This is a genomic window from Desulfatiglans parachlorophenolica (assembly GCF_055394735.1).
Genome location: NZ_AP042460.1, coordinates 534,697 through 560,964 on the forward strand (window position 1 = coordinate 534,697; position 26,268 = coordinate 560,964).

Here is a 26,268-nt window from a genome sequence, read left to right on the forward strand (position 1 = left end):
TATGTACAGCGAATTTTACGGATTCAGCAAGAAGCCTTTCAGCATCAGCCCTGATCCGGATTTCCTTTACAGCAACACCACGTATAAGGAACTTCTGGCCGTGCTTAAATACGGGATCCTTGAAAAAAAGGGGATCATCTGTCTGATCGGTGAAGTTGGAACCGGAAAAACCATGGTGATCAACCACTTGACCAGCATCCTCGAGAAGCGGGTTCTGGTAACGAAGATCTCCTTCCCCGGGCTTGGGTTCCATGGGATTCTCGACGCCATGACGGGTGATTTCGGGATAGGAGGAGGAGCCAGGATCATCTCCGAACGGCTTGCTTATCTCACAGATTTTCTGGTCTCCGCCAATGACAACGGGCACATCGTCGCACTGCTGCTTGACGAAGCCCAGGGACTCGGAGTGAAGTCTTTAGAGTTCATCAGGATGTTATCGAATCTTGAAACACCGAAAGAAAAACTCCTCCAGATTGTCCTGTCAGGACAGCCTGAACTCAAAGAGAAGCTCAACCTTCCTCAACTCAGACAATTCAAGCAGCGGGTTGCCCTAGCATTTTATCTGAAACCGCTGTCGTCAGAGGAAATTCCACTCTACATCGCTCACCGAATCCGGGTGGCTGGGGGCCACCGGGGTCTGACAATATTCACCGATGAGGCATTGAAACTGATCGCTTGCTACAGCCAGGGCATCCCCCGCATCATAAATTCTATCTGTGAAAATGCGCTCCTAACGGGTTGCGCCTTGAACAGTCCCCAAATTGACGTGGCGATCGTCCGGGAAGCAGCCAATGACCTCATGCTCTTGGCCGATGAGAACAAGATCAGGTTGCATCAAGAAAAGGAGGGAGAGAAGAACACGGTCACACCGGACCCGATCGCCGAAAAAATCCATTCAAAACCGACACCTCTCCCTCTGCAAAAGCCCGCTCCGAACCGTGCATGGCGATGGGCGCTGGGCTTGGCGGTCTTGATCCTGATATTGATGTTCACCCCCGCGGGCACCTTGATAGACCGATTTCAGGGTATGAATGCGGGAATCCACCAAGCATGGGTCCTTCCCGAACAATCAACAATCGCCATGGACAGCCAAAAACCCGAAAGAGAGAACCAGCCGATAAATGTCACTTCAGACCGGATCCATGTGCAAAACGCTGGCGAACCCGTTCGGAATCAGCCCCCTGCACAAGAGGGAAGAGAATCCGACGGTGAAACTCTGTCCATCTATGAAATGCCTCCTGATGAAGCATCCCAAGCAATGCCATCGTCCCCGGAGCCATCTTCCTTAGAGTCCACGGAAGGGATCCTGACAAGAACAGTGCGTAATGTTACGACCATGACATCGACGCCCCGAATCGAAAGGGCACAGCCACCAGAGATTCCCTCTTCGAGTTCAGGGCAAAGACAGCCCATGATGGCGGCCTATCTGAGGGCGCTCAAAACACCCCAAGACGCACCTGATCACGCCTCCACCCCTGAAAACAAGTTAGACGACGTGCCCTTGGAAAGTTTTTATAAGAGGCGCGTCTATCCTGGTGACACCATTACATCCTTGGCCAGGGATCTCTATGGATACGTGAACAGCCATGTGCTGGCCATCATCAAGGCAGCCAACCCAAATCTCGAAAACCTCGATCTGATCGTTCAAGATACCTACATCAATTTTCCGAACACGATATCAGGGCCAACCCTGATCAGAGACAATGAAGGGCGATATTTCCTCATTATTATATCATCATGGTCACGCAGCAGAATAAATGGATGGGTAAGACATCTCAAAGAAAATATGCACATAAATTTTATGATAAGAGACGTTAATATAACATCTGAACGTAAAATCTATCAAATTGAATCAGACAGATTTAAATCGATAGATACTGCTAAAACAATTGGTAAACAAATCATGCAAATCCCCTTGTTTTCAATGTTAGAGGAGGAATATAATGAGCCAAATATATGAACTTCTGAACAAAAACAAAGGGGATGTAATGAATAAAGAAATTGATATGACAACTTCAAAATCCATAGATAATCAGCAGGAAAGTTTTCTACAGATACCACCGCTCGATATTCATTCACAGGAGAAGGCAAAGCAAGAATTTGAATGTCTTTACAAGAACCTTACCCTTTTGGGGCTGAAGAAAATTCGCTCGATTATGATCTGCGGGCTATGTGAAGATAATAACCTTATGCTTTCCATGAGCCTTGCATCAACGATTGTACTCAACGAGCCCCTAAAAATCCTGGTTGTCGATGCAAACATGGATTCACCCTGTCTCTACAAACATGAGGTAGGCTTTCGCCGTGCCGGTTTTTGCGATTTTCTGCGAGAATATCGGTCAGTGGATCACTATGTCATGCCTTCAAATAACCCCCGGTTGTTTGGTATGAAACTGGGGTTGATGGAAAACGGAGAGCGTGAACTTATCAACTCGTTTCGTATCGATACGGCTATCAAGACCTTTCAATCTTATTACGATATGATCATTCTCGATGGTCCGCCGGCTATTTCGGACAGCTGTTTGCCTTTAGCCAAGAGTGTTGAGGGAGTCATTCTCGTTCTCCACATGGGTGTTTCTGCCGATTTGGCAAAAAAAGCGCGCAACACATTGGAACAGATACAAGCCAGGGTACTAGGCGCTATTCTTTGCTAATATTGCTATCTTTAAGGCATACAAATGAATCATCCAATCAACCATCATGATATTACTGATTATGAGAATTATTAATTTATTGGAGCGTTTTCCTGGGCAATCGCATTACAATCGGCCAGATCTAGTAAAATGCGTTCAAATATCAGTGGATACCAAGAGGTGAAATGTGAACGTGAATTCAATTTCAGTTCCAATAATTAGTGTGCTATTGCTGCTCATGGGGATCAGTCTTGGGGTGGGATTTCTAGATGCTGAAAAAATTGCACTCCTGGTTATTGTCGCTCTTGGCCTGCTTGTGATCGTTACCTTGCACCCCAGTCTTGCCATACTGGCTCTTTTAAGCACATTTCTGTTTTCCTATTCATCATACATCCCCGATGCAGGCAGAATATCGCCGAATAACGTTCTGGGAGCAATATTGTGCATTCTGCTGGCAGTCAGGCTGATCAAAGGCGAATTGCCATGGCTGCTGCGAATTCGACAGATTCCTGTCCTTGCTGCAATCGGATTGATTTTCCTGGTATCCACCTATCTTGCCCCGGCACATCCTGAATCGTTAGCACCGATAGACCGCACCAACAAAGAACTTTGGGAGTTTTTTTCACAGACCGCCTTTGTCCTATTCATGGTCTTCTTTATCACCAACAAGAAACAGCTGAGTTATATCTTCTGCATCCTCCTTGCCGTAATTACCTTTTCAGCCGCTTCTTCCTTCACCAATTTGTTGCAGTCGGCTGCCGACTATCGGGCCGTGGCCACCTACGGCGTCAATATGGCAAAAAATTCCAACTATTTAGCATTTTACTGTCTCATGGGCCTGATCATGAGCTGGTATCTTCGCCAGGAAAGCCAATCCTTTCTCGCTCGGGTTTGTTTTCTCTCTATCGGCCTACTACTCCTGTCTGTTGTCTTTTTGACGGCTTCACGCAATGCGATAATCAATCTTCTTGTTTTGTTTATCGTTCTCACCTTCGAATCCGGCTTCAGCTTCCCTAAGATTGGCGTGACCGTGTGCCTGCTGGGTGCAATCGCCTTGGGTGCAACCCATTTCATTCCCGAAAAAAACCTTCAACGGATCACCGCCTTCGACGTCGACCCATCCCAAAAAGAGGCCTCCCGTTCCCTGCTCGAGAGATATCGAACACTCGTGGTCGCATGGAAAATTTTTATTAACGAAAATCCCCTGATTGGCGTCGGACCAGGAAATTTCAGATGGATCCGAAGAATCGATTATGACCATAAAACCGTTGCAACGCACAATGCTTTTCTCTGGGCCTCGACCAGTGGAGGAATCGTAGCCCTCCTCCTTTTTCTGCTTCTTTTTTGGATCACCTGGAAAGACTTGTGTTGGATGGAGCACCGGGGCTGTGTCACGGGTCTTCCGCCCCCATGGATGATCAAAACCGTGCGAACAACCTTGATCCTCTTTATGGTCTTCTCTTTCTTCACCGAAGCGTGGCTCGAGTTGATACTGTTTCTCTTGGTGGGATTAACGGCGACAATGAAAAAGATGCACCTCCAAGCACTTTGATCCACCCGACATTTTCTGCATCTCCTCTTGACAGGACGATCTATCCGATGATCCAGCTAGCTTATGTCCTACACGAACTCAATATGGGGGGCGCTGAAAAGCATCTGATCGAGGTTCTGCGCAATATCGATCGGAAACGCTTCACGCCATGGCTCTTTTGCCTAGGAGACGGATACGGAAAATCCCTTTACGAAGAGTACCTGAAAACGGATGTCACGCTCGTCAGAATGGGTATGAAGGGAAGTCTGCGGAATCCTCGAAATCTTGTCAAGGTCGCACAGATGGTCCGGCTGCTCCGCGCTGCCGATATCCATATCGTCCATGGATATCTTTTCGAGGGGAACCTGATCGGCTCACTCGCAGGTCGTCTTGCGGGCGTCCCGATTCTCATCGCCAGCAAACGGAGTATGGACGCCTATCACGGGTTCAAGAAGATCGCCTGCCGAATCACCAACCGGCTTGCGTCCAAGGTGACTGCCAATTCAATGGCCGTCATGGGCTTTGTCCGGAAAACGGAAGACTGCCCTAAAGGCAAGATGATCGTTATCCCCAACGGCACGAGCGCAGGCGTCACAGGCTCTCAGGCTTTGGAAAAAATGACACTGCGGGGCTCCTGGGGAATTCCGGAAGATGGTCAGATCGTCGGGACCGTGGCGAGGTTTTTTTGGAAAAAGGATTACCCCAGTTTCATCAAGATGGCGGCTTCGGTGGCGCAGAAATCGTCAAAGGCCTATTTCGTCGCTATCGGGGATGGCCCTTTGAGACCTCACATACAAGAAATGGCTGACGGGTTGGGTTTGGGCCCGCGCATGCGCTTCCTCGGGTGGAGGGAGGAAGCGGCGCGGTATACCGCCGGGTTCGATGTTTACGTATGCGCCTCGGTAATCGAAGGCATGTCGAACGCCTTGTTGGAGGCCATGGCCATGGGTCTTCCCGTCGTCGCAACGGCTGTAGGGGGAAACTGTGAAACCGTGGTCGAAGGCCGAACGGGCTTTCTGGTTCCTACAGAAGATCCGCAGGCTCTGTCATATGCCGTTATGAGGCTCCTGAACGACCCACCTGCCGCCGAGGCAATGGGGCGGGCAGGAAGACGCCGGATCGAAGGCGAATTCAGCACTCGTTGCATGGTAGACAGAATGGAAAGGCTCTATGAATCCCTTCTCACGGAACATACCGAGCATACCAGAAGACAAGGCCATCACGGCCTGGGCCAAAGGCCCGCTGAGGATCCTGTTTATCATCGGAAGCCTCGACATCGGAGGCACGGAAAAGCAACTGTATCTGCTGCTGAAACACCTTGACAGAACCCGTTTTTCGCCGCTGGTCGTAACCCTCTCGAGGGGCGGGTACTGGGTCAGGGAGATCCGTCGTCTCAGCATCGATGTGATCGAGTTAACGAGACGAAAGAGCTACGAAATCCGGCGCTTGATGATGTTGACCCGAATCCTGAACCAAACTCGCCCGCATATCGTTCATGGGTTCCAGATGCCGGGCAATCTCTACGCCGTCCTAAGTTCCCTGCTCAGCCGAAAGGGCAAGGTCCTCAGCAGTTATCGCAGCTTCGATCCGGTCCGGACAACCCTGCAGCCGTTTCAGGAATTCAAGCGCTTGCTTGCCTATGGCCTGGCTAAGCGGGTTGTCTGTAACTCAGAAACACTCGACGCGGATTTGAGCGGACGCTATCCCCATCTTGCAAAATCAGTCGTGATCCACAACGGGATCGAAATGCCCATAAAAGCAGAGGCTGCTTCCATTTCACGGCTGAAGGAGAACCTGAACCTTCCCGCTCATTGCCCCATAGTGGGCACAGTCGGACGATTCGTTCCCATCAAGAATCAAACCCTTTTCCTCGAAATCGCCGAACGTGTCCTGAAGGATCGCCCGGATACCATGTTTCTGGTGGTTGGCGGAGGTCCCCTTGAAAAGGCGTTGAAGAAACGGGCTTCGGACCTTGGAATCACCCAACACGTCGTATTTACAGGCCAACGGCCGGATGTTCAGGACCTGCTGCAGCTGTTCGATGTGTTTGTCCTGACCACTTCGAACGGGAACGGCACGGGGGAAGGATTTCCGAATGTGATCATGGAGGCGATGTTGAACGGAATTCCGTGTGTCGCCACCGACAGGGGGGGGCTATCCGAACTCGTAACGGATGGGCGCAATGGATTTCTAGTAGCGCCGTCGCAAATCCAGGTGTTTGCAGATAAAACGGTGACGCTTCTCGGGGATCCAGATCTACGCTCCGTGATGGGAAACGACGCAAACAAACGCATCTTGGAAAAATTCACGGTGGAACGGATGGTCGCCAAGTTTGAAGGACTCTATTGCTCGATGTTGCAATGAAAATAAAACAACCGGAATGGAGAGTGCAATGAAGGTTTATATCCTTGACAGGCTGGTCTGCCCAAACTGCGGATCAAACCTGAAAATTAAGTCCTTTTTAACCGAAAGCCTTGATCCAGAAGCGTCTGATCATAACCCTGATCCGCCCTGCCAGCATTGGTGCGGATTCTTTGGCGATGTCCCGAAGGCAAGCGGACGGCTCCAGTGCGATTCCTGCAAGAGCACGGAAATCTTGGAGGGGATGCTTTCCTGCACATGCGGATCCTGGTACCCCGTGATCAAGGGGGTGCCACGAATGTTGGGGTTGGAACTGAGACACCTTTTCCTCGAGTATTATCCAGATTTTTTCCAACGCCATGAAGAGCAGCTTCCACCCCTGAGTGAACACGAAAAAGGCTCTTTTAAAAAAAAAGCGATCGAAGTGCAAACCAAAGGCAAAACAATCGACCGTTTCAGCTACGAGTGGAACAAATTCAAGGACTACCGTGAAGACAATTTTGAAAAAGGAGTAGGGTATCTGCCCAAGACCCGCTTTGCCGGAAAAACGGTTCTGGATGCAGGGTGCGGCGCAGGGCGGCATGCCATGGAGGCATCCAGGCGCGGGGCTCGGACCGTTTTTGCCATGGACCTCAGCAATGCCGTCGACGCCGCCTTCGGAAACACTTTTGCCGATCCAGCGATTCACGCCATACAGGGTGACATGTTCCATCTTCCCTTCAGACGGAATTCCCTGGACCTGATCTACAGCCTTTGGGCCTTGCCCCATACGAACGATCCACCTCAAGCCTTCCAATCCATGGTGCCGTTTCTGGCAGAAGATGGAATGATACTCGCCTATCTTTACAGCAATGAAAGAAAGAAAGCCCATGGGGCGCTGCGTCATATGCGGAAAGTCACGACCCGGCTTCCCAACCCCGTCGTACGTTCCTTAGCGTTCATACTGGGCACTGTCGACTACGGACTGATGATTCTGCCCTACCGCGAACTATCCAGATCTTTGACCCTGCCGGATGGATTGACAAAGCTCATCCCCACCCATGTCCGTCTGTATGCCTCATGCAGTTTCAGCACCTGCTGCACCGACTGGATGGACAGACTTTTTTACCCCCATGTGCACTACTACTCAACCGACGAACTCAAGCAATGGATCAGGCAGGCGAAGCTCAAAGCCCCATCGATCCGTCGCTTCGAAAACTATGCCATCGTCCTTCAGGGAACGCGAGCAGCTTGATAATCATCCGGAAATCCGGCTTGGCATCCGCCAACGCGCCAGAAGCTCCGATAACCCGAAAAGGCTCTACCCGGTAGGAATCGCGCAGGGCAAAGGACTTTCTGCATCGACCCGATGGGCTTGCCTGAAGGAGACTGTATGCATATCGAACTGATCAGCGACGCGGGTGATCTGAAGCCCTACTATCCCGACTGGAAGACCCTCCTGGAGCACTCCGGAGGAAGCAGCCCCCTCTTTCTCTCCCCGGAGTGGATCGGAAACTGGTGGCGGCATTTCGGCGACGGGAAGCAAATGCAAACGATCCTCTTTCTGAACGACAGCCGGTTGGTAGGGATCGTCCCCCTCTTTACTTCGATCAGCCATGTCCTCGGATTGCCGTTCAGGATCTTGCGGTTTATAGGTTCCCGACACGCGGACCATCTGGATTTCTGTTTTGAGCCTGACTTGCGATACGAATGCACACAGAGGCTCTTCCTCTTTATCAAGGAACATCTGCACTGGGATGTCATGGATCTGATGGATGTCCCGGAAGACTCCAAGAATCTGCCGATTTTGCGCAGCGTTCTGGCCGAGCAGGACTACACTTTTCAGGTTGAACCATCCATTCTTTGCCCCTTCCTCGAGGTCAACGGGGATGACTGGGCGGTCTACTACGCAAACACGAGATCCAAATCCACGCGAAAGGATCTCTCGAGACGTCTCCGCCGACTCGCGGAGGGAGGGGAAGCCATTTTCAGGCAATATGATAACCCGGAAGCCGTTAGGGATGTATTTCCCAGTCTGATCGAGGTCTATCAAAAGCGCTGGCATGGCAAGAATATCAGCCTGAGTTTTGCAGGTGTAAAAGAGCGGGACTTTTATCAGGACATGAGCATCGACCTTTGCCGAGAAGGACAGCTGCACCTACTGACATTGGAGACGCATGATGCAGTCGTCGCTTTCAGCCTATCAGCCATGCACGGGACACAGTTCACCTGGTTGATCACAGCCTATAACCCAGAATATGAACGATTTTTCCCGGGAGAGCAGATCCTCGCACGATTGCTGGAATCCGTCTTTAACACAAAACGCTTCCACGAATTTGATTTTACACGCGGTGAAGAACCATACAAATACAAGTGGACCAGCAATCACCGTTGGAATGTCAGAATACTTGTACGAAATAGAAACGCTCTTTCACAGATTCCGTTCAAAAGTATCAGAATGGTGGCGAATATCAGACGTGAAGCCAAAAAAATCGAACTAATCCGTAATATAAAATTAAACGTCATTGGAAATTTGTCTCAGAAAATGAAAAATATCGGCGGTTGTAAGATGCATTAATCTTCAATATAATTATCGAAATAAATATGCAGCATTCTAGCGACCAAAATAACTTGGAAAATATTATATGCAATAAATCAATTTTCTTCATGAAAGCACTGAATGGTATATACCATGGGGTCGAGAATATTTATAAAATCGCTTTTCATGAAATTGATAAAGGTTTCCGCAACACCCCTCTATTGGGCAGCAACATTTAAATCACGATTCCAATCCAATAAAAAGACACCGATTCTTGTATACCACAAGATCACCCATATCTCCGATGGAATCGATGCATTATGGAATGTTTCCCCTGAACTTTTTTCCAAACAGATTGAATTTTTGCTTGAAAACGGATTTCAGATCGTGTCGCTCCAGTCTTTCTATGACAGTCACCAGTTCAAAAACAGCCTGCCCAAAAATACGGTTATCATCACGTTCGATGACGGTTATGCCAACTTTTATGAAAATGCATACCCGGTATTATGTAAGTACAGGCTGCCGGCGACCGTTTTTCTGACGGTGCACTACACGGGAGCGGATTATTTTTACGAATGGGATCGTACTCAGATTACAAAAAAACCAGAACTCAAACAACACTTCAGATTACTCTCATGGAATGAAATATATGAAATGAAAGAATCAGGGCTTATCACTTTTGGATCTCATTCCATGACACACCCACACCTTGGCCGTCTGCCGGATGACGAGATCGTTTATGAACTCTGCGAATCAAGAAGGATCCTCGAGGAACGTCTCGAACCACCGGTCATTTTTTTTTCCTACCCAGGAGGCAGCTATGCGTATGGTGATGTAAACAAAAACACGAGAAAACACCTCGAAGAATGCGGATACAAACTTGCCTGTACCTCACGAACCGGAAGGAATCGGGTATCCGATGACCTTCTAAGTTTAAAGCGGATCGGTATCAGTAGAGAGGATGATATCCCTCTTTTCAAAGCCAAGCTGAGCGGTGGGTGCGACTGGATGGGCTTCGCACAGTTTGCCTTTCAAAAATCTTTTAAGAACGTCTGGTAACATCTGCAGATAGATTTATTATTTTGAAGCAAGCGTTCAAAAAAATCAAATTGGTATCCAATTACCGTATTTCACAATGATATAATCGGAGGATACTATGAGAAGAATTGCTTTTATCATGTCAACATTCCCAACTCTTACGGAAACATTTGTCGCGGGTGAAATAAAAATTCTGATGGATGAATTTCCAAACAGTAAAATATACTCACTGCGACGACCCTTCGACATCAAGCTTCACAAAGAATCCGAAGAACTAATGCAAAGGACGGTTTATGTCGATCCACTTTATTCTGCCGCCTGTTTAGCCTCGAATATCCATTGGATCTTCAAAAGACCCAAAAAATACTTCGGTGTCCTCGGCTTTCTCATACGTCATACTCTGTCGAATCCAGTGCATTTCATCAAGACGATGGCACTGTACCCGCAGGCGGCACATCTCGCTTCCATGCTGCAGGAAACCTCGTTAAATCATCTTCACGCACACTGGTCGGGCTATCCGACGACGGTGGCGTTGGCCGTCTCCAAACTTACGGGCCTGCGATACAGCTTCACATCCCATGCGTGCGACACAAGTATGATCAAGACTATGGTGAAAGAAAAAGTACAAGAGGCCGATTTCGTTCTGACCTGCACGCGCGACGCACTGAAGTTTTTGTCCACATTCCTGCACGAGTCCGAGATGAAGAAAATAATCGTGAACTACCATGGTTCCAACCTCCGGAAGTTTCGCCCTGAGCTTCGTCGGGACCACCCCGCAGAACCGCCCTTTCTGCTGAGCGTAGCAGATCTCCACGAGAGAAAAGGCTTTCCTTTCCTGCTCCAGGCATTGAACCTGCTTCAAAAAAGCGGCATACAATTCGCTTGCCACATCGTCGGCGATGGGCCGCAGCGGCCGGTTCTCGAAAAGATGATTCAGGATCTGGGCCTGCATGGAATGGTGTTCCTGCCCGGATCGATGACGCAGGAAAAACTGATCGACAACTACTACGCCCTGGCCGACATCTTCGTTCTGCCTTGCGTCGTACAGCATGTCCGGTTTTTCCACAAGAATGTGGATCTGGGCCGTTTGAAGATCATGGAAATCAAGATGAGCGGAGGCGAGGGGATTCAGAAGGACGGCATCCCGAACGTCCTTGTAGAAGCGATGGGCATGAAAATACCCGTTGTCTCCACGCACGTTGCCGGGATCCCGGAACTGATTCAGGATGGAGAAAACGGGCTCCTCGTCCATCCGCGCGACCCGGAAGCCCTCAGTGCTGCCTTGAAATCATTGATCGAGAATCCATCGCTCCGAAAAAAGCTCGGTGAAAAAGGCTACATGCGTGCACACGAAACCTTCGATCGCAGCAAAAACATCCGGGCCCTCGTCGAAATATTCCGACAGGACGAAATCCCGGCGGACTCGACCGGCAGCGGCGGCAAACTGAGGGTGATGAGTCCATTGGGTACGGCCGCTCCCTCACGGTCGTAAATGAGCATTCCTTGAAAACCCCTATAAGAACTCCAATGAGGATGCCATGGCTAGCAATTTTAAAATCGATCTTAGAAAGAACTGTGAAACACTTCATATTCGCCTGAAGGGCGATTTTGATGGTGATTCTGCTGCACGTCTGCTCAATACTATCGAAGAATTCTCGATCGATACCCAAAGAGTCTATATTGATACAGGAAAACTCGACAGGATTCACCCATTTGGAAGAGCCGTTCTACACGCGCGACTCGCAAAGGCGATTCGACTCGTGGACAAATGTCAAATTATAGGAAAACACGCTGACCAGCTTATTATTTGAACCGCTAACTTGTTTCCATCCGGAAATGAGGATTTTTTGCCAATATCAAGAAAATAAAGCGCTTGTGCGGAGGCGACCTGTAGGTCGCCGCACAAGCAAACGTGCAGATTGACGCTGAGATTGGCAAAAATGACCATTTCCGGATGGAAACTCATTAGAGGATTTTCTCATGGAACCGTTTTATACACCATCGCGGAGTCCCGAAGCTTCTTGTGAAATACGTGGATATGAATCGAATGATCCTGGAATGCCAATGGTCAGCATCATTATTCCCGCGTACAACGAGGAGGAATCCATTTCCGATTGCCTCGAATCACTCGTTGAGCAAAACTATCCGCAGGAACTTGTAGAAATTTTAGTGATCGATGGTTTAAGCCGTGACCAGACACGTGCAATCGTCAAGGCGTTTTCGGATCGTCATCCAAACATCCGGGTTCTCGAAAACTCAAGGCGTATCATTCCTTGTGCCTTGAATATCGGGATCCGTGAAGCAAGAGGAGACGTTATCATACGAGCCGATGCCCACACCCTCTATGACATCAACTATGTGATGAATTCCGTAACGCTCCTGTTGAAAACACAAGCCGGGAATGTCGGTGGAATCATTCAGCCTGTTGGACGGGGACTGGTAGGCAAAGCCATCGCGATAGGTGTCAGCTCACCGTTCGGTGTGGGTAACGCCTATTACCGATATGCCGATTCGCAACGGTGGGTAGACACGGTGGCATTCGGCTGCTGGAAGAAGGAAACGCTTCTCGAGGTCGGCGGATACAACGAGTCGTACCTCATCAACGAAGATTACGAACTGAACTACAGACTACGCCAGAGAGGAAAAGGCATTCTCCTGTCTCCAAGTCTCAAATGTTATTATTTCCCGCGTAGTTGTCTAAAAGGACTTTTACAGCAATATTTCAGCTATGGAAACTGGAAAGTGAAGATGCTGGCTGAACATCCCGGATCGTTGGTCTACCGGCAGATCATTCCGCCGCTCTTCGTCCTAAGCCTTTTGATCGCCATCGCCTTGGCCTCCTTGCATTTGCTTCCTCTGCTGTTGGTCGGGGGGAGCTATGCACTGGCCAACCTCTTCGTATCCGTTTGTACGGCTACAAAACGCGGCATCCGGTCAGCACTCATCCTGCCGGTGGTCTTCTTCTCCATCCATGTGGCCTGGGGCATGGGGTTTCTTTCAGGCCTTCGACATCTTTTCACCATCAGTTCCGCCCGGCTCCGCCCCGCCTGAAAGAATGCCGTCCATAAATATCGATCAAGTCCAAACAGATTTTCAATTCGGAAACGAGGATTCCACCGTGGAAATCTTTCTTGCCTTCCCAAAATCGTTGGTAAAACAGGCTTTCTTTTTAAAATCCTGTTTGAGTCCTACGCTCAATGGAAACGACAGAAATATCAGCGGGGTGATCCTACAATATCATTCGGTCGTAGCAGAAAAAAAATCATCCATGGCATATATTTCCCCAAGTTTATCCGTTAGCGCGCGTGATTTTGATAAACAGATGTTATTCATGAAGAAATATTATCAACCGCAAAATCTAACCAATTTTATAAAAAAATATAAAGATAACGCAATAGGCCATCGATGCATATTCGTCGTGAGTTTTGACGACGGTTATCGTGATAATTATATCTATGCATTGCCCATATTAAAAAAATACAATATCCAAGCGATTTTCTATCTAACGGTCGATTGCATTGATAAGCGACCTCCATGGCCATCCGAACTACGATTTCTCATTTACAAAACGAACAAGACACTATTGAATCTCTCATCCCTCTCAGTATCTTTGCTGGTTGATGACGCTGCAAATAAAGAATCAGCATACAACAATCTAAAAAAGATGATGGTGCGTATGAATTGTTCGGGAAGGGAATCGGTATTGTCTGAGATTTCCAGGAAGGCTGCGCTGAAGATTTCTGACATGAAAGAACTCGACGGCCTCATGCTGACATGGAAAGATGTTCACGAGATGCGTGCACAGGGGATGGAGATCGGCTCTCACACGTTGAGTCACCCGTCGCTCCCGTTCATTTCCCTCGACGAGGCAGACAAGGAAATCAGACAGTCAAAGGATATGCTGGAAAGGGCACTGGATGCGCCGGTCGAGCATTTCAGTTATCCAAATCCCGGGGACTACTTGAATTTCAACAAGACGCTCAAAGCACTGCTGGAAGAGGCCGGGTACCTCTCAGCAGCGACATCCGTTCCGGGACACGTCCATCGTGGAGACGATCCATGGGCCCTTAGACGCAAGGGCATTTACCGGACCTACAGCAATTTGGCGAGTTTTAACTTCTGGGTCGGCCGGGAAACGAGTCAGTATCCACCAGTCATATACGGTAGAGGCCGCGAATGACCCCCAACCCTGGATCCCATCTCTTCATCTGAAGCTCGATTCCGTGTCGACATACGGCCCCTGATCAAAGCCGACTCCGATAACAGCAGGTGTGAGTCCCGCAGAGAACGCAATTTCTCACTGCGTGCACCTCTTCAGCTTTGCCAGAACACACTGGATCTTGGTTCAGAGAGTTCATTTCCCAGTGAAACATGTTGTATCTTCACGACAATGAAGCTTCAAACATTCTGCGAGGAAAATGACATGCACTCCGACGCCCTTCCGGTAGCCGTCGTATTGGGCCTGGGTCAAAACGGCCTTGCCACTGTCAGGTCCCTGGGAAGGCAAGGCGTCCCGGTCATCGGAATCGATCGCAACCTCAAGCAGTATACCGCCCGGACACGCTACTGCCGCAGGCTCCTGTGCGCGGATTTCAAATCCGGTGAGGGTCTGGTGGATTTGCTCGTAAACCTCGGTAAACGGCTGCCGCAACGCGGCGTGCTGTTTCCTTCCGGAGACTTCAGCCTCGAACTGTTAAGCGAAAAACGGCAAAGACTCGAGCCCTATTACCATTTTTCTTTCCCGGAAAAGAAGATCGTCCGGCTCACACTCGACAAACAACTGTTTTACCGCTTTGCGGAACTGAAAGGCTTTGCGATACCACAGACCTTCTTCGCGCAGTCCGATGAAGAATGGCGGGGAATTGCGGACCAAGTCCGGTTTCCCTGTATCGTAAAGCCCTTTCAACCCAATCTCGGATGGCGTCAACTCTTTCCCGATCAGAAACTTTTCACCGCAAAAAGCCGGGAAGACCTTTTGAAGGTACAAAACCAATTGATGCCCCTGCATAAAGATCTCATCATACAGGAGCGCATCCCGGGCGGAGACGATCGCCTCTTCTTCTCTCTGGCCTATCTAGACAAAGCTTCCCGCCCGATGGGAATTTTCACCGGGCGTAAACTCCGCCAATATCCACCGGACTATGGGACATCCAGCATGGCGGAGAGTCTTTGGAACCCTTGGATTGCATCGAAATCCATCGAGATTCTTCAGGCCATGGAATTCACCGGGTATGGTTCGGTAGAGTTCCGCCTGGATATCAGGGACCAGGCCTACAAGGTCATCGAAGTGACCGCGAGGACATGGTTTCCGCACGGCATCAGCACTGCATGCGGGCAAAACTTGACCTACCTGGCCTATTGTCACCTCGTGGGGCTCCCTCTGCCTGAACTGAGCGAGTCGCGCTGTTCAGTCAAATGGATTCACGAGGAAAGAGACCTCCGCTCATCCCTCGACTATCTGCTCGCCGGAAGAATGACCATCCGTGAATGGCTGTCATCTTATCGCGGCAAAAAAACACTTGCCATTTCAGCACGGGACGATCCGGCACCTGCACTGCATCTTCTGGCGCACATGCTTTCAGTCCCGTGGCGCCGTTTCCTGAGCGATTGATGAAAACCGTTCCTCCGTTGCTCAAACGGAGTTCGCATCAACCATCTTTTGTTATACATGAACGGAGGATAAGAGATGCCGCGTTTCTATAAAATCATGTCAGCCGTTGTATTCCTGGGCTTTGCAATGATCCCACAATCCGCGACGGGAGGCATCGTGGACGAAACAGTCGTTTTACAATCGAAGGAGAGTGACGGATATGCAAAGCTGTACAATCTAACCGCAAATATCTCGAGCAGCTACGCTTACGTTGGGAAAGGATACTTGGTCGGGTGGCGTTTCGAGAATATGCCCCTGCCCCGCGGGGTCAAGATCTTGGGCGCCGCTCTGGAACTCTTCTGCAATCAGAAGGAAAGCGCTTCGCTGACGCTTCGTTACCTCGGTGAAGCCTCCGACGATTCGGGACCTTTCACAACCGTTATGGGTGATATCGCCAACCGGCCGAAGACCTCCGCCGCCGTCCTCGATACCCCGGGGCCTTGGACCCTATGGGGATGGAACAGGACTGCTTCTCTGCAGCCGATTATTCAGGAGATCATCAATCGGCCTGGATGGCGAGGCGGTCATGCCCTGACACTATTTGCCGACGGTTCCTGCAGCTCGGCCTACCGGGGAATCTTTACGAGCGAAAGGGCATCGGATTACAGCGCCCGTCTTCATGTCTCATACCAGTTGGAACAGGTCGAATACGATACAGATGGAGATAACGTTCCGGATATCGTCCTCTACGATCGTGACGGTGATGGCTATTTTGAGTGCCCGGTCGGCAAGACCGAATACTCAGGAACACTGGTGGTGGAACATCCCCTGGAAATCATGGGAGGTTCAGCGACGCGTTGTGAAACCCTCTTCAAAGGAGGTGCATTCGTCCTGACAAACGGCGGCAAGGTTATCAGCGATCTGCTTTCCCCCATAGTCAGTTCAGCCTACCCCGGATTGAGAGGAAACGATTTCCAGGTTGTCTCACGCAATTACATATTCATCAGTTACAATGGAAAGATTTTGCTTGGGGGAAATAGCACGGAAGATTGGGACGGTGACGTCTACCTGGAAACAACGCGCGCCGGATCAGAGATTATCCTGAAAGAAGGGGCTTCAATATTGGGACGCCATATCGAATTGATCACCTCCCGGGGAGAAATAAATATCCGGAAAAACTGCCAAATCGTCGGCAACTCACACATCAATTTTAAAGCTCTTGAAAGCGGCGACATCCATCTGAACCGCGATGTCACCATCTCCGCTGCATCCGTCGATGGTGAATGCTGGGTGAATTTCGGTGTAAGGGAAGGCGATGTGCATATGAACCGAAATATCGAAATAAATGCCGATGTGATCGATATGTCCGGAGTCAACGGTAACATCTGGGATGATGGTGAAATCCGAATTATAGGTATTAGGCAAGGGTGGTAAAGCCATTTTCCTCGGAGGGAACATCATGAATTCTCGATCGACAACACTACTTTACCTAAGCCTCCTGATGAAAAGAATTTTAGGGAGATTTATAGCATTCCTCTCGATTCGGGTTTTCATCGGACGGAGTCCAATCGGTATACCGGAAGGATCCATCGTCTTTTTTCCCTTGCGGGATAACTTCTTGTGCTGCGGCATCGCGGGCCTGATCGCCATAAAGCCCAAAAAAAGTGCCCTACTGGATCTTGATCCGATCCTGAAAGGGTTCACAGACATTGAACGTAAAAGCCTCTCCTATTCAGGGAAAATGGGCACCAGACTTTCAGCGGGATACCTGGGGGGAGACGAGGTCCTTTCCGAGCTGTATCAACAACTGCGGGCACTGAGCCTCAGCATCACATTCAATCAGATCTTTCGGGAAAGCGGAAAACAAAAAGTCCTCGCTCAATGGGTTTGCCGTCTTTCCAGGGTCATATGCACGGAAGGCCAGCGTTGTTCGGACCTTATGGGTCGCCTCGATGCCGATGATCTGGACATGATGGTGCGCCGTATCGAATGGCTCAGGGATATTACCTGGTGCCTCGAAAAGGAACTGCTTCAGAATGTAGCCAACGTAAAATACTTGCTAAACACTGTAGAAAATCCCTCATCAGGAACCATTCGATTCTATAAAAATGTGAATACCGTCTTAAACAGCATTGATCGCCTTGAAGTCCGCGGGCGCGACTCAGCCGGAATATCCTTTCTGATTTATCTGAGCAACAATGATTACCTCAAATCCAAACAGCTGATAGAAGCGATGGATTACGGCAGGGAATTCGAAAGACGAACTACCTGCGACGTTCTTGGAAACCGGGATATCAGCGTCGGTTCCCTTTCAGAAGATATGATCGGGCTGGCTTTTACCTACAAGGTTGCGGCTGAAGTAGGTAGGCTGGGAGACAATGTGAAGTTGCTGAGGGAATCGATCCGTAACGATCGGATTTTGCAACAGCTTGTCTTAGAGTACCGGCATTGCTCCATCTTATCACATACCAGATGGGCATCCGTTGGTGCGATCACGGAGCCCAACTGCCATCCGGTCGACAGCCGTACCATAGCCTGCAAAAGCCATCAAAATGGGATCATACACGCCTGCCTAAACGGTGATATCGATAACTACCAAGAGCTTTTGAAACCGTATCACGGTCACATCCACAAAGAGATGGCAACGGATACGAAGATTATCCCCCTGCTGGTCCACAAATACATCCGGGACGGCCACGATGTGGCAGAGGCATTTCGCAGAACCGTAAGCGACTTCGAAGGGTCCCATGCTATAGCGATGCACACCAATCTCGCGCCGGGAAAGCTCTTTTTGGCCCAAAAGGGTGGCGGACAATCGCTGTTCGTTGGCATAGGAGAGGAATGTATTATGCCTGCCTCCGAGGTATACGGGTTCGTCGAGGAAACCGCTCGGTATTATCGGATGCAGGGGCAAAAAGAAGGACAAATCTGCGTCATTCGTCAGGAACCGGACAAGGAGTGGCCCTCGCTCATGGATTTCTTTCATTACGACGGAACCCCGTCGACCGTTACTGAAAAACACCTCGGTACAACGCAGATCCGATCCAGGGATATCGACCGCCAACACTTTCCCCACTACTTTCTGAAAGAGATCTTCGAGTCACCCCTATCCGTCGAAAGAACCCTCACCAACCGCTGGCGGATGCTTGAAGAGTCAGGGGAAATGTATGGGATCGAACCCGTCAAGGAAATGATTCCGGCCTCTTTGAGCAATGCCCTGCGCGAAAAACGGATTCGCCGCATCTTCTTCATCGGACAGGGCACAGCCGGTGTGGCGGCCAAGGCCTCCGCGGAGATCGTGGACCACTATCTCCTCCCTCTTGGCATCCAGATCGGGGCGTTCAAGTCTTCCGAACTCAGCGGATTCAGGATGGAGGAAATAACCGGGGAATACGGTATGTCCGATACCTGTGTCGTAGCGGTTACTCAATCTGGAACCACCACGGACACGATTCTTGCCGTCGATATGGCGAGAAGCAAAGGCGCCTGCACGCTTACGATCGTCAACCGCAGAGACTCGGAGATCTGTTTCAAGGTTGACGGCGTCCTGTACACGAGCAGCGGCCGCGACATCGAGATGTCCGTTGCATCCACCAAGGCCTTCTACAGCCAGATCATCGCCGGCGCATTGTTTGGGCTCGCGCTGGCTGAAATCAGCCATTGCCGGGATCGCTCCTTCATCTCGGAAGAGATCAAGCGGTTGATCGAGATCCCCGCCCATATGCGGACCACCCTGAAGATGGCGCCCAAAATCGAGGCTTCGGCGCGCCGCCTCGCAGCGAGCAGGACGTACTGGGCCGCCGTCGGAAGCGGACCCAACAAGGCTTCGGCGGATGAAATCCGGATCAAATTGAGCGAACTCTGTTACAAGACGATCTCATCGGATTATGTCGAAGACAAGAAACACATCGATCTGTCTTCCGAGCCCCTCATCTTTGTCTGCACGGCCGGAACCAACGGCAAGGTCATCGGTGACATCGTCAAGGACACAGCCATTTTCAAGGCCCACAACGCCTTGCCGGTCGTCATCGCCAATGAGGGCGAGGATCGCTTCGACCCCTATGCCGAGGATGTCTTTCACGTGCCGGCCGTCAAACAACACCTGGCACCGATCGTCAACACGCTTGTCGGTCATCTGTGGGGGTATTACGCAGCCCTCACGATCAACGATATCAGCAACCTGCTCTTCGAGTTCAGGGAAAGTCTGCGCAATCGCATCGAAGACTATTCCCGCAAGGGACTGGACGTCTATGAAATCCTGCTAGAGGACAGCTTCAGGGAGGAAATTATTAAATTCTACCATCAGTTCCGCGGCTTGAAGGCGGGTAAACGAATCCCCACGGTCATCGGTCTCCGATCGGCCTCTGACCTGATACTCCTGCTGAAATACCTCTCGGGAAGGCTCCCCGCTTCTGACTTCGAAATGGATTTCGGCGTAAAAGGGACGGCAACCCACATCCTGAACAAACTCTTTTCCTGCCTGGATACGTGTATCGACGGCCTGGCACGGCCAGTCGATGCCATCAAGCATCAAGCCAAAACCGTTACCGTCGGCACCAGCCGAATAAGCGACCATAACAGGGCGAAAGGATTGATCTTCGATCGGCTGGTCGCCCAGGGATTCGATATTACACAACTTTCAAACCGCAATGTGATTCTCTTGAGAAATCTGCAGTCGGTGATTTCCTTGATCAAAGGATCGATTCTCTACCGCATCGATCACTTGAACCTTCTGGGTGAACCCGTCGAAGCGACGACAATCACCGTAATCAGCAAAGACGGCGCGCTGAAAGATATCCCATCCCGCGTCGAACAGGACAACCGTCTCCTGGGAACCAAGAAGATCGTCGTACAAAACGGACACGTTCTCGTCGGCAAAGGCCGTCGAGACAATCGGAAATTTGTCGTGATTCCAATCATGTCCCAGACCCAAAGCGTCCCGCGCGCGATTGAATATTTGCTGCTGATAAACGTCAAGTTCAACAGAGACGTTGCACTGGAGAAAAAGATAAGTGCGTTGGGGGATAAATTCCATCAAATAAAAAATATCGTGCAGGAAAGCACAGTCATATGGAATAACGATATCATCGACAGCATCAATGTCGATGATCTATTCGTCGAATCTTCCGATATAATAGCCAATATGATCATCCGCCAACAAAACGGAATCAGACATAAAAAATGTGTAACCTCAGAATCCGTTACCGTTCCTACAAACTATTACGGCAATCTCGAACCATCATTCGTCTAGATACATGCGGAAATAATCTTCCCAGACAATCTCGCCGTTCATCTGCACGATTGTTTGCACGGGCCAGACACAAGTCGACCCCACCCAAACGCTTGACCTTTTTGACGTGGGCAAAACCAGGACCGGCTCTTAAAGATTGGGAATTAGCGGTCGAAAGCTTTGAATAAAAATCATCTCTGGCATGTCTTCTATATGCAATTACGACCACATCCAATGCACAAACAGAAATCTATGAAAGGATTCAAAATGGGATCAAAGTATTCGAGGTGTGTCCTCGTAACAGGGGTAGCCGGATTTATCGGATTTCATCTCGCCAAGCGGCTTTTGGAGCGCGGTGATGAGGTCGTTGGGATAGACAATATGAACGAATATTACGATGTTCAAATAAAATATGATCGACTGGAACAGCTGACCAAACGTTTCTCCCATTTTGTGTTTCACCGGATCGATTTAAAAGACTCTATTCTCTTGCAGACGGTATTCACCCGCAACCGGTTCGATGCCGTCGTTCATCTGGCGGCTCAGGCTGGCGTACGATACTCCCTCTCAAATCCCGGTGCCTATATCGAAAGCAATATTGTCGGTTTTCTGAACATCCTCGAAGCATGTCGGCATCGAGGCGTAGATCATCTGGTCTTTGCTTCTTCGAGCTCGGTATATGGTGCAAACACCGCAATGCCGTTCTCCATCCACCAAAATGTGGATCATCCTGTATCACTCTATGCCGCCACAAAGAAGTCCAATGAATTAATGGCCCACAGTTATGGCCATCTCTATGGGCTTCCGTGCACCGGGTTGCGATTTTTTACGGTCTATGGCCCATGGGGCCGACCCGACATGGCCCTGTTCCTTTTTACCAAGGCGATCCTTGCCGGACAGCCCATCCGGGTCTTCAACTATGGAAGGATGCAGCGGGATTTCACCTATATCGATGATATCATCGAGGGGGTTGTCAGAGTGATGGAACACCCCCCGAAAAGCGATCCGGCCTGGTCAGGCGAGAAGCCGGATCCGGGCACCAGCTACGCCCCCTTCAGAGTCTACAATATCGGCAACGGTCAACCGGTCCCCCTCACAGATTTCATCAGCGTGATCGAAAAGACGCTCGGTCTGGAGGCCGTGAAGGAGTATCTGCCGCTGCAGGCAGGTGACGTGCCTGCCACCTTCGCAGACATCAGGGACCTTCAGCGTGATTTCGACTATTTGCCGCCTACGACCGTCAAAGAGGGCGTGCCCAGGTTTATCCAATGGTACATGGATTATTACGGTTTAAAACACAGCCTGCACGCGACCGGCGAAACCGGGCAGGCAAACCGGAAGCAGATGATCTGCATGGCCGCGATGTAACCGCACCCTAAAGAAAGGGGGGCGAATGCCTCTGCATGCAAACCTTTCCTCCTGATCCAGGCGGGGTATCATGCACGGAAAATTGAAGAGACTGTTCAGTGAATCCTCCGTTTACACCGTCGGCAACATCCTCATGCGCTCCTTCTCGATCATTACCATGCCCGTCTTTACGCGATGCATGTCGACCCGAGAATACGGGGTGCTCTCCATTGTCAGGACCATCCGCGAGCTTCTTACCGTTGTCTATGAAGTCGGAACCCCAGCCTCTTCCATGCGGTTCTACTATGATTGCAGGACGCAAAAAGAGCGCGAACTGCTCTTTTCGACGCTGTTTTTCCTGACAACAGGCTTCGGTCTTTGCATATCTATCCCGTTTCTTTTTCTGGGTGCCCCCCTCTGGGAATACTTCATCGAAGATATTCCCTTTCGCCCCTATGGAATCCTGACACTGATCACGGTCCTTCTGGCAGCCATCGGCATTCTGCCAAGGACCATTTTCAGGGCGGAGGGAAAAGCCAAACGCTTCGTCGTGCTCAATCTGGCACAGATGACTCTGATTGTCGGAATTTCGCTTCTTTTTGTCATTGTTTACCGAATGGAGGCCCTCGGCCCCATCCTCGGGGCATGTATCGCATCGGCCATCCTCTATGTCGTCTACCTTTACTATCTCTACCCCTATCTTACCTTTCGGTTTTCCTGGACAGTGGCAAAGAAGTCCCTGATCTTCGGCCTGCCGGACAGTCCCGTAAGACTCGGGAACTGGGCGCTCAAAATGGCCAATCAACTGATCCTCCAGAGCTATGTCGCCCTGGCGATGGTAGGGATATACGCCGTTGGCTACGCGATAGGAAGCATCCTTTTCGAACTTGTCATCAGCGGCATCCATTGGGCAATCCTGCCTTTCTATTATCAAACAGCGACGGATGAAGATGAGCAAGAGGCAAAAAAGATATTCGCTTATGTTACAACCTACAATTTTGCCCTGATTCTCTTGTTGGCATTAGCTACTATCATGATGGGGAAAGAGCTTCTTTTAATATTTGCATCAAGTAAGTACATGAGCGCATTACCCATCGTTCATATCATAGCTATATCATCAATAATGCAATTTCTTTTTTTTATCCCGAGTAGAAGTTTTTATCTGAAGAAAAAAACAGTGTATCTTATTCCTTTGCTATTAATAACAGCGGCTATTAACATTTTATTATGTCTTATTCTAATACCAAATCACGGAATCATGGGAGCTGCCTGGGCCACGATGATCGCCTATACAGTACGTGCCGTCCTCGCCTGGATAATAAGTCAAGCCATATACCCGATAAACTATCAATATATAAGAATGATAAAAAATATATTGGCTTTTATACTTGTCCTTTTCATCTGGTATCAATTGCCTGATACGGGAATTGTTTTTAGAATTATAATTAATTTTCTGCTCATGATTATTTATCCATTATCCATCTATTTCATGGATTTTTTCGAAAAAGATGAGCTGGATCAAATTAAATTTATGATAGAAACTAGATTCAAATCACTAAAATTTATATATAGAAGCAATTGAAATTCGAGATTTCATATTATGTGACTAAATTATTTGTTTACATTTTGAGGTGGACCCCAAGTACGGGACCAGTTTTCGAGAGATTTAAGGTGTAAGAACTCCAATTTCACTCCGACTGTTCGTTAGTCGGGGCTTGGCCTCGCCTCGCGGAGCCTTGCGGAGCTCAGGCGAGGCGTGGCCAAGCCGGCTGCGGCTTACTGTACCCGAGCCCATCAGGCTGCCATCCTAAGCAGCGGTGTTTGATAGTAGACCTCTGCCGGGATCCGGCCGTTCAGCCCCTGGTGCGGCCGGCGGTTGTTGTAGAACTCGAAGTAGGCCCTAAGGCCGTCGATCAGGTCCGCTATCGTCTCGTATTCCCTGATGTAAATATCCTCGTACTTTAGCGAGCGCCATAGACGTTCGACCATGATATTATCTGTCGCACGGCCTTTGCCATCCATGCTGATTTTGATTCCGTGGTCCGTGAGCACCCCCGTAAAAGCGGCTCCGGTATATTGCGATCCCTGGTCCGTGTTGAAAATCTCCGGCTTCGAATACCGTCTCAGGGCCCGCTCGAGGCTGCTCACGCAGAAGCTCTCATCCATGGTGACCGACACTTCCCAGGATAGAACGTAGCGGCTGTACCAGTCCATGACAACCGTCAGATACACAAATCCGCCCCGCATCGGAACGTACGTAATGTCACTTGCCCATACCTGGTCCGGCCGTACGATTGGGAGATCGCGCAGCAAATAGGGATAAATCTTATGACCTTTGTCAGGCACGGTTGTCCGCTTTTTTCGGGGAGCGATGGATTCAAGCCCCATCAGCTGCATCAGACGTCGAACCCGCTTCCTGTTGACCCCATGCCCAAGCTGTACGAGATAATCGCGCATTTTACGGCTTCCGAAAAACGGGTGCCGAAGATATTCTTCGTCAATCAACCGCATCAGCTCGAGATTCTTCTCGCTCTCACCCCTTGGGCCGCGATAGTAGCTGGATCGGTGCAGTTTCAGCAGACCGCACTGCCGGCGGATGCTCAAGTCCGGATGATCCTGTTCAACCATAGACCGCTTCGCCGCAATCGTCAGTCCAGATGACCGACTTTTTTTTTCAAAAAATCCACTTCGACCTGAAGGCGTCCGACCTGCCGATACGCCCGATCCAATTCAGCCGCCTGGGCGGCTGTATCTGCGTCCTGACCGCGATCAAAAAGCTGCGAGGCACCTTCCAACAGCTGCTTTTTCCATTGCCCAATCTGGTTCGGATGGACATCAAATTCTTTCGCCAGCTCGTGAACCGGCCGTTGTCCCTTGATTGCCTCCAGCGCCACCTTGGCCTTGAATTGCTTGGTGAATCTCCGTCGCTTCGCCATCGTTGTCCCCCTTTCTTGACCTCAGATTATACCTTAATCTGTGGTCCCATTTAAGGGGTCCACTTCCTTTATTACAAACGTTTAATGATTTTATTTTAGGTAGAATCAAATCAAACATTTTTCTTGGAGGGCGAAATGAAAAGGAATTTTGTCGTAACTTTATTTATCGGTGCCTTTGCGATGTTTGGTTTTCTCGGAATGCTTCTTTCAAGTCCGCCGACCGCAAAGGCGGCGGACTTATGCCTCGATGATGTTGAGGCTCCCAGGCTGGCCATTACCGCACCGACTTCGGAAGGTCACTTCACGACATCCACATCAACCATCGACGTCTCCGGCTATGCCTTCGAACCGTGTGGCATCGTTATGATCGACTGGTCCACGGCCTCAAGCCAAGGTGATATCGCCGCGGGGTCCACGTCGGACTGGATGAACTGGGCCTGGCATGCCAATGATATTCTCCTGGAAGAAGGGGAAAATCTCGTCATGATCAAAGCGGTGGATGCTGCCGGAAACGAAAGCACCGCAACGTTGCGGGTCACCTACACCCCTCCGTCCCCTCCACCTGAACCTCCTCCGGGTGACTACTCTGAGATGGACAACAGAAAAGCGAAATTCACATTCTATTTCCAGGGATATGACAACTATGATCGGGGAAGCGATGTGTCGTATCTGGAAAAAGGTCCTGACGGAACATTCCGCATGCCTTTCAACGAAGATGTCACGGTTTCGATCGAGTTCGGCGATGCCGACCTCCCTCGATTCTCTCAGACAATCCCTGCAGGAACTGTTGTGGGAACCACGAAATATCGCTACGTTTCGGGTGGCCCAGGCATTCGAGAGCTGATATTTATGGATGCAACCTCGACTTCGGTATATTTTTACGTATTTCTTGATAAATGGAATTTTTTCCCGGAATTGAAATACTCCATGTCAAACCAAGAATACATCGCTCTCTGCAAAAGCATCAGCAATTTTACGATAACGGTTCAAATAGGCGCCGATCGCATTTACAGAGGCACATCCCCACTAGCTCAAGTCAACTATACAACATCAAAGCTCGAACTCGCCTTTAACCGATAGATTT

General features: G+C 49.8%; 21 protein-coding genes. 18 read left to right on the forward strand and 3 right to left on the reverse strand.

The features are described 5' to 3' along the window. The first annotated feature begins 1 nt into the window (after position 1). The 6 genes from ACZ500_RS02555 to ACZ500_RS02580 all read left to right on the forward strand — a co-directional run bounded on the left by ACZ500_RS02555 (position 2) and on the right by ACZ500_RS02580 (position 7,759). Positions 2–1,960 carry an ExeA family protein gene (locus ACZ500_RS02555; protein WP_464230969.1) on the forward strand — a complete coding sequence of 653 codons (1,959 nt, stop codon included), beginning with the start codon at positions 2–4 and terminating at the stop codon, positions 1,958–1,960. After that, positions 1,944–2,654, forward strand: coding sequence for a P-loop NTPase family protein (locus ACZ500_RS02560; protein ID WP_464230970.1), 711 nt, complete (start codon positions 1,944–1,946; stop codon positions 2,652–2,654). The genes ACZ500_RS02555 and ACZ500_RS02560 overlap by 17 nt, the downstream gene beginning before the upstream one ends. A gap of 166 nt (positions 2,655–2,820) precedes the next feature. After that, on the forward strand, positions 2,821–4,185 hold the full coding sequence (locus ACZ500_RS02565; RefSeq protein WP_464230971.1) for an O-antigen ligase family protein: 1,365 nt from the start codon (positions 2,821–2,823) through the stop codon (positions 4,183–4,185). A 47-nt stretch (positions 4,186–4,232) separates the two neighbouring features. After that, entirely contained in the window at positions 4,233–5,486 is a 1,254-nt protein-coding gene (locus tag ACZ500_RS02570; protein WP_464230972.1) for a glycosyltransferase, read from the forward strand. Beyond that, on the forward strand, positions 5,473–6,528 hold the full coding sequence (locus ACZ500_RS02575; protein WP_464232982.1) for a glycosyltransferase: 1,056 nt from the start codon (positions 5,473–5,475) through the stop codon (positions 6,526–6,528). The genes ACZ500_RS02570 and ACZ500_RS02575 overlap by 14 nt, the downstream gene beginning before the upstream one ends. 295 nt (positions 6,529–6,823) lie before the next feature. After that, the gene (locus ACZ500_RS02580; protein ID WP_464230973.1) at positions 6,824–7,759 is read left to right on the forward strand and encodes a class I SAM-dependent methyltransferase; all 936 of its coding nucleotides are present in this window, start codon (positions 6,824–6,826) and stop codon (positions 7,757–7,759) included. A gap of 66 nt (positions 7,760–7,825) precedes the next feature. On the opposite strand, the gene ACZ500_RS02585 is transcribed toward ACZ500_RS02580, so the two are convergent. Continuing rightward, positions 7,826–8,122 (reverse strand): hypothetical protein, encoded by a 297-nt coding sequence (locus tag ACZ500_RS02585; protein ID WP_464230974.1) that lies wholly within the window; start codon positions 8,120–8,122, stop codon positions 7,826–7,828. A gap of 144 nt (positions 8,123–8,266) precedes the next feature. On the opposite strand from ACZ500_RS02585, the gene ACZ500_RS02590 reads away from it, so the two are divergent. The 4 genes from ACZ500_RS02590 (at position 8,267) to ACZ500_RS02605 (ending at position 11,892) form a co-directional block, all read left to right on the forward strand. Next, positions 8,267–9,082: a GNAT family N-acetyltransferase gene (locus ACZ500_RS02590; protein ID WP_464230975.1), complete on the forward strand. Its 816-nt coding sequence runs from the start codon at positions 8,267–8,269 to the stop codon at positions 9,080–9,082. Positions 9,083–9,184: 102 nt separating this feature from the next. Further along, the gene (locus ACZ500_RS02595) at positions 9,185–10,102 is read left to right on the forward strand and encodes a polysaccharide deacetylase family protein (protein WP_464230976.1); all 918 of its coding nucleotides are present in this window, start codon (positions 9,185–9,187) and stop codon (positions 10,100–10,102) included. 574 nt (positions 10,103–10,676) lie between these two features. Then, a complete protein-coding gene (locus ACZ500_RS02600; protein WP_464230977.1) occupies positions 10,677–11,573 on the forward strand; it encodes a glycosyltransferase family 4 protein in 897 nt (298 codons plus the stop codon). Between the two features lie 46 nt (positions 11,574–11,619). Next, positions 11,620–11,892 (forward strand): hypothetical protein, encoded by a 273-nt coding sequence (locus ACZ500_RS02605; protein WP_464230978.1) that lies wholly within the window; start codon positions 11,620–11,622, stop codon positions 11,890–11,892. Here the strand turns inward: ACZ500_RS02605 and ACZ500_RS02610 are convergent. Then, complete coding sequence (locus ACZ500_RS02610; RefSeq protein WP_464230979.1) at positions 11,853–12,029, reverse strand: hypothetical protein; 177 nt, start codon at positions 12,027–12,029, stop codon at positions 11,853–11,855. The genes ACZ500_RS02605 and ACZ500_RS02610 overlap by 40 nt on opposite strands. Positions 12,030–12,061: 32 nt before the next feature. On the opposite strand from ACZ500_RS02610, the gene ACZ500_RS02615 reads away from it, so the two are divergent. The 7 genes from ACZ500_RS02615 to ACZ500_RS02645 all read left to right on the forward strand — a co-directional run bounded on the left by ACZ500_RS02615 (position 12,062) and on the right by ACZ500_RS02645 (position 23,830). Beyond that, positions 12,062–13,132 (forward strand): glycosyltransferase family 2 protein, encoded by a 1,071-nt coding sequence (locus tag ACZ500_RS02615; protein WP_464230980.1) that lies wholly within the window; start codon positions 12,062–12,064, stop codon positions 13,130–13,132. 67 nt (positions 13,133–13,199) lie between these two features. After that, positions 13,200–14,261, forward strand: coding sequence for a polysaccharide deacetylase family protein (locus ACZ500_RS02620; RefSeq protein WP_464230981.1), 1,062 nt, complete (start codon positions 13,200–13,202; stop codon positions 14,259–14,261). Between the two features lie 243 nt (positions 14,262–14,504). Next, the gene (locus ACZ500_RS02625) at positions 14,505–15,692 is read left to right on the forward strand and encodes a carboxylate--amine ligase (RefSeq protein ID WP_464230982.1); all 1,188 of its coding nucleotides are present in this window, start codon (positions 14,505–14,507) and stop codon (positions 15,690–15,692) included. 315 nt (positions 15,693–16,007) lie between these two features. Then, positions 16,008–17,105 carry a hypothetical protein gene (locus ACZ500_RS02630; protein WP_464230983.1) on the forward strand — a complete coding sequence of 366 codons (1,098 nt, stop codon included), beginning with the start codon at positions 16,008–16,010 and terminating at the stop codon, positions 17,103–17,105. 169 nt (positions 17,106–17,274) lie between these two features. Then, positions 17,275–20,922, forward strand: coding sequence for an SIS domain-containing protein (locus tag ACZ500_RS02635; RefSeq protein WP_464230984.1), 3,648 nt, complete (start codon positions 17,275–17,277; stop codon positions 20,920–20,922). Positions 20,923–21,168: 246 nt separating this feature from the next. Next, the gene (locus ACZ500_RS02640; protein ID WP_464230985.1) at positions 21,169–22,269 is read left to right on the forward strand and encodes an NAD-dependent epimerase; all 1,101 of its coding nucleotides are present in this window, start codon (positions 21,169–21,171) and stop codon (positions 22,267–22,269) included. Positions 22,270–22,339: 70 nt separating this feature from the next. Beyond that, positions 22,340–23,830 carry a lipopolysaccharide biosynthesis protein gene (locus ACZ500_RS02645; protein ID WP_464230986.1) on the forward strand — a complete coding sequence of 497 codons (1,491 nt, stop codon included), beginning with the start codon at positions 22,340–22,342 and terminating at the stop codon, positions 23,828–23,830. A gap of 212 nt (positions 23,831–24,042) precedes the next feature. Here the strand turns inward: ACZ500_RS02645 and ACZ500_RS02650 are convergent. Then, positions 24,043–25,184 (reverse strand): IS3 family transposase gene (locus ACZ500_RS02650; protein ID WP_464230987.1). Its coding sequence is split into 2 segments (ribosomal slippage): positions 24,043–24,909 and positions 24,912–25,184, totalling 1,140 coding nucleotides; the frame shifts between segments, so codons are not numbered across the junction. A gap of 135 nt (positions 25,185–25,319) precedes the next feature. Between ACZ500_RS02650 and ACZ500_RS02655 the strand changes: the two genes are divergently transcribed. Continuing rightward, on the forward strand, positions 25,320–26,264 hold the full coding sequence (locus ACZ500_RS02655) for a hypothetical protein (RefSeq protein ID WP_464230988.1): 945 nt from the start codon (positions 25,320–25,322) through the stop codon (positions 26,262–26,264). The last annotated feature ends 4 nt before the right edge of the window (positions 26,265–26,268 follow it).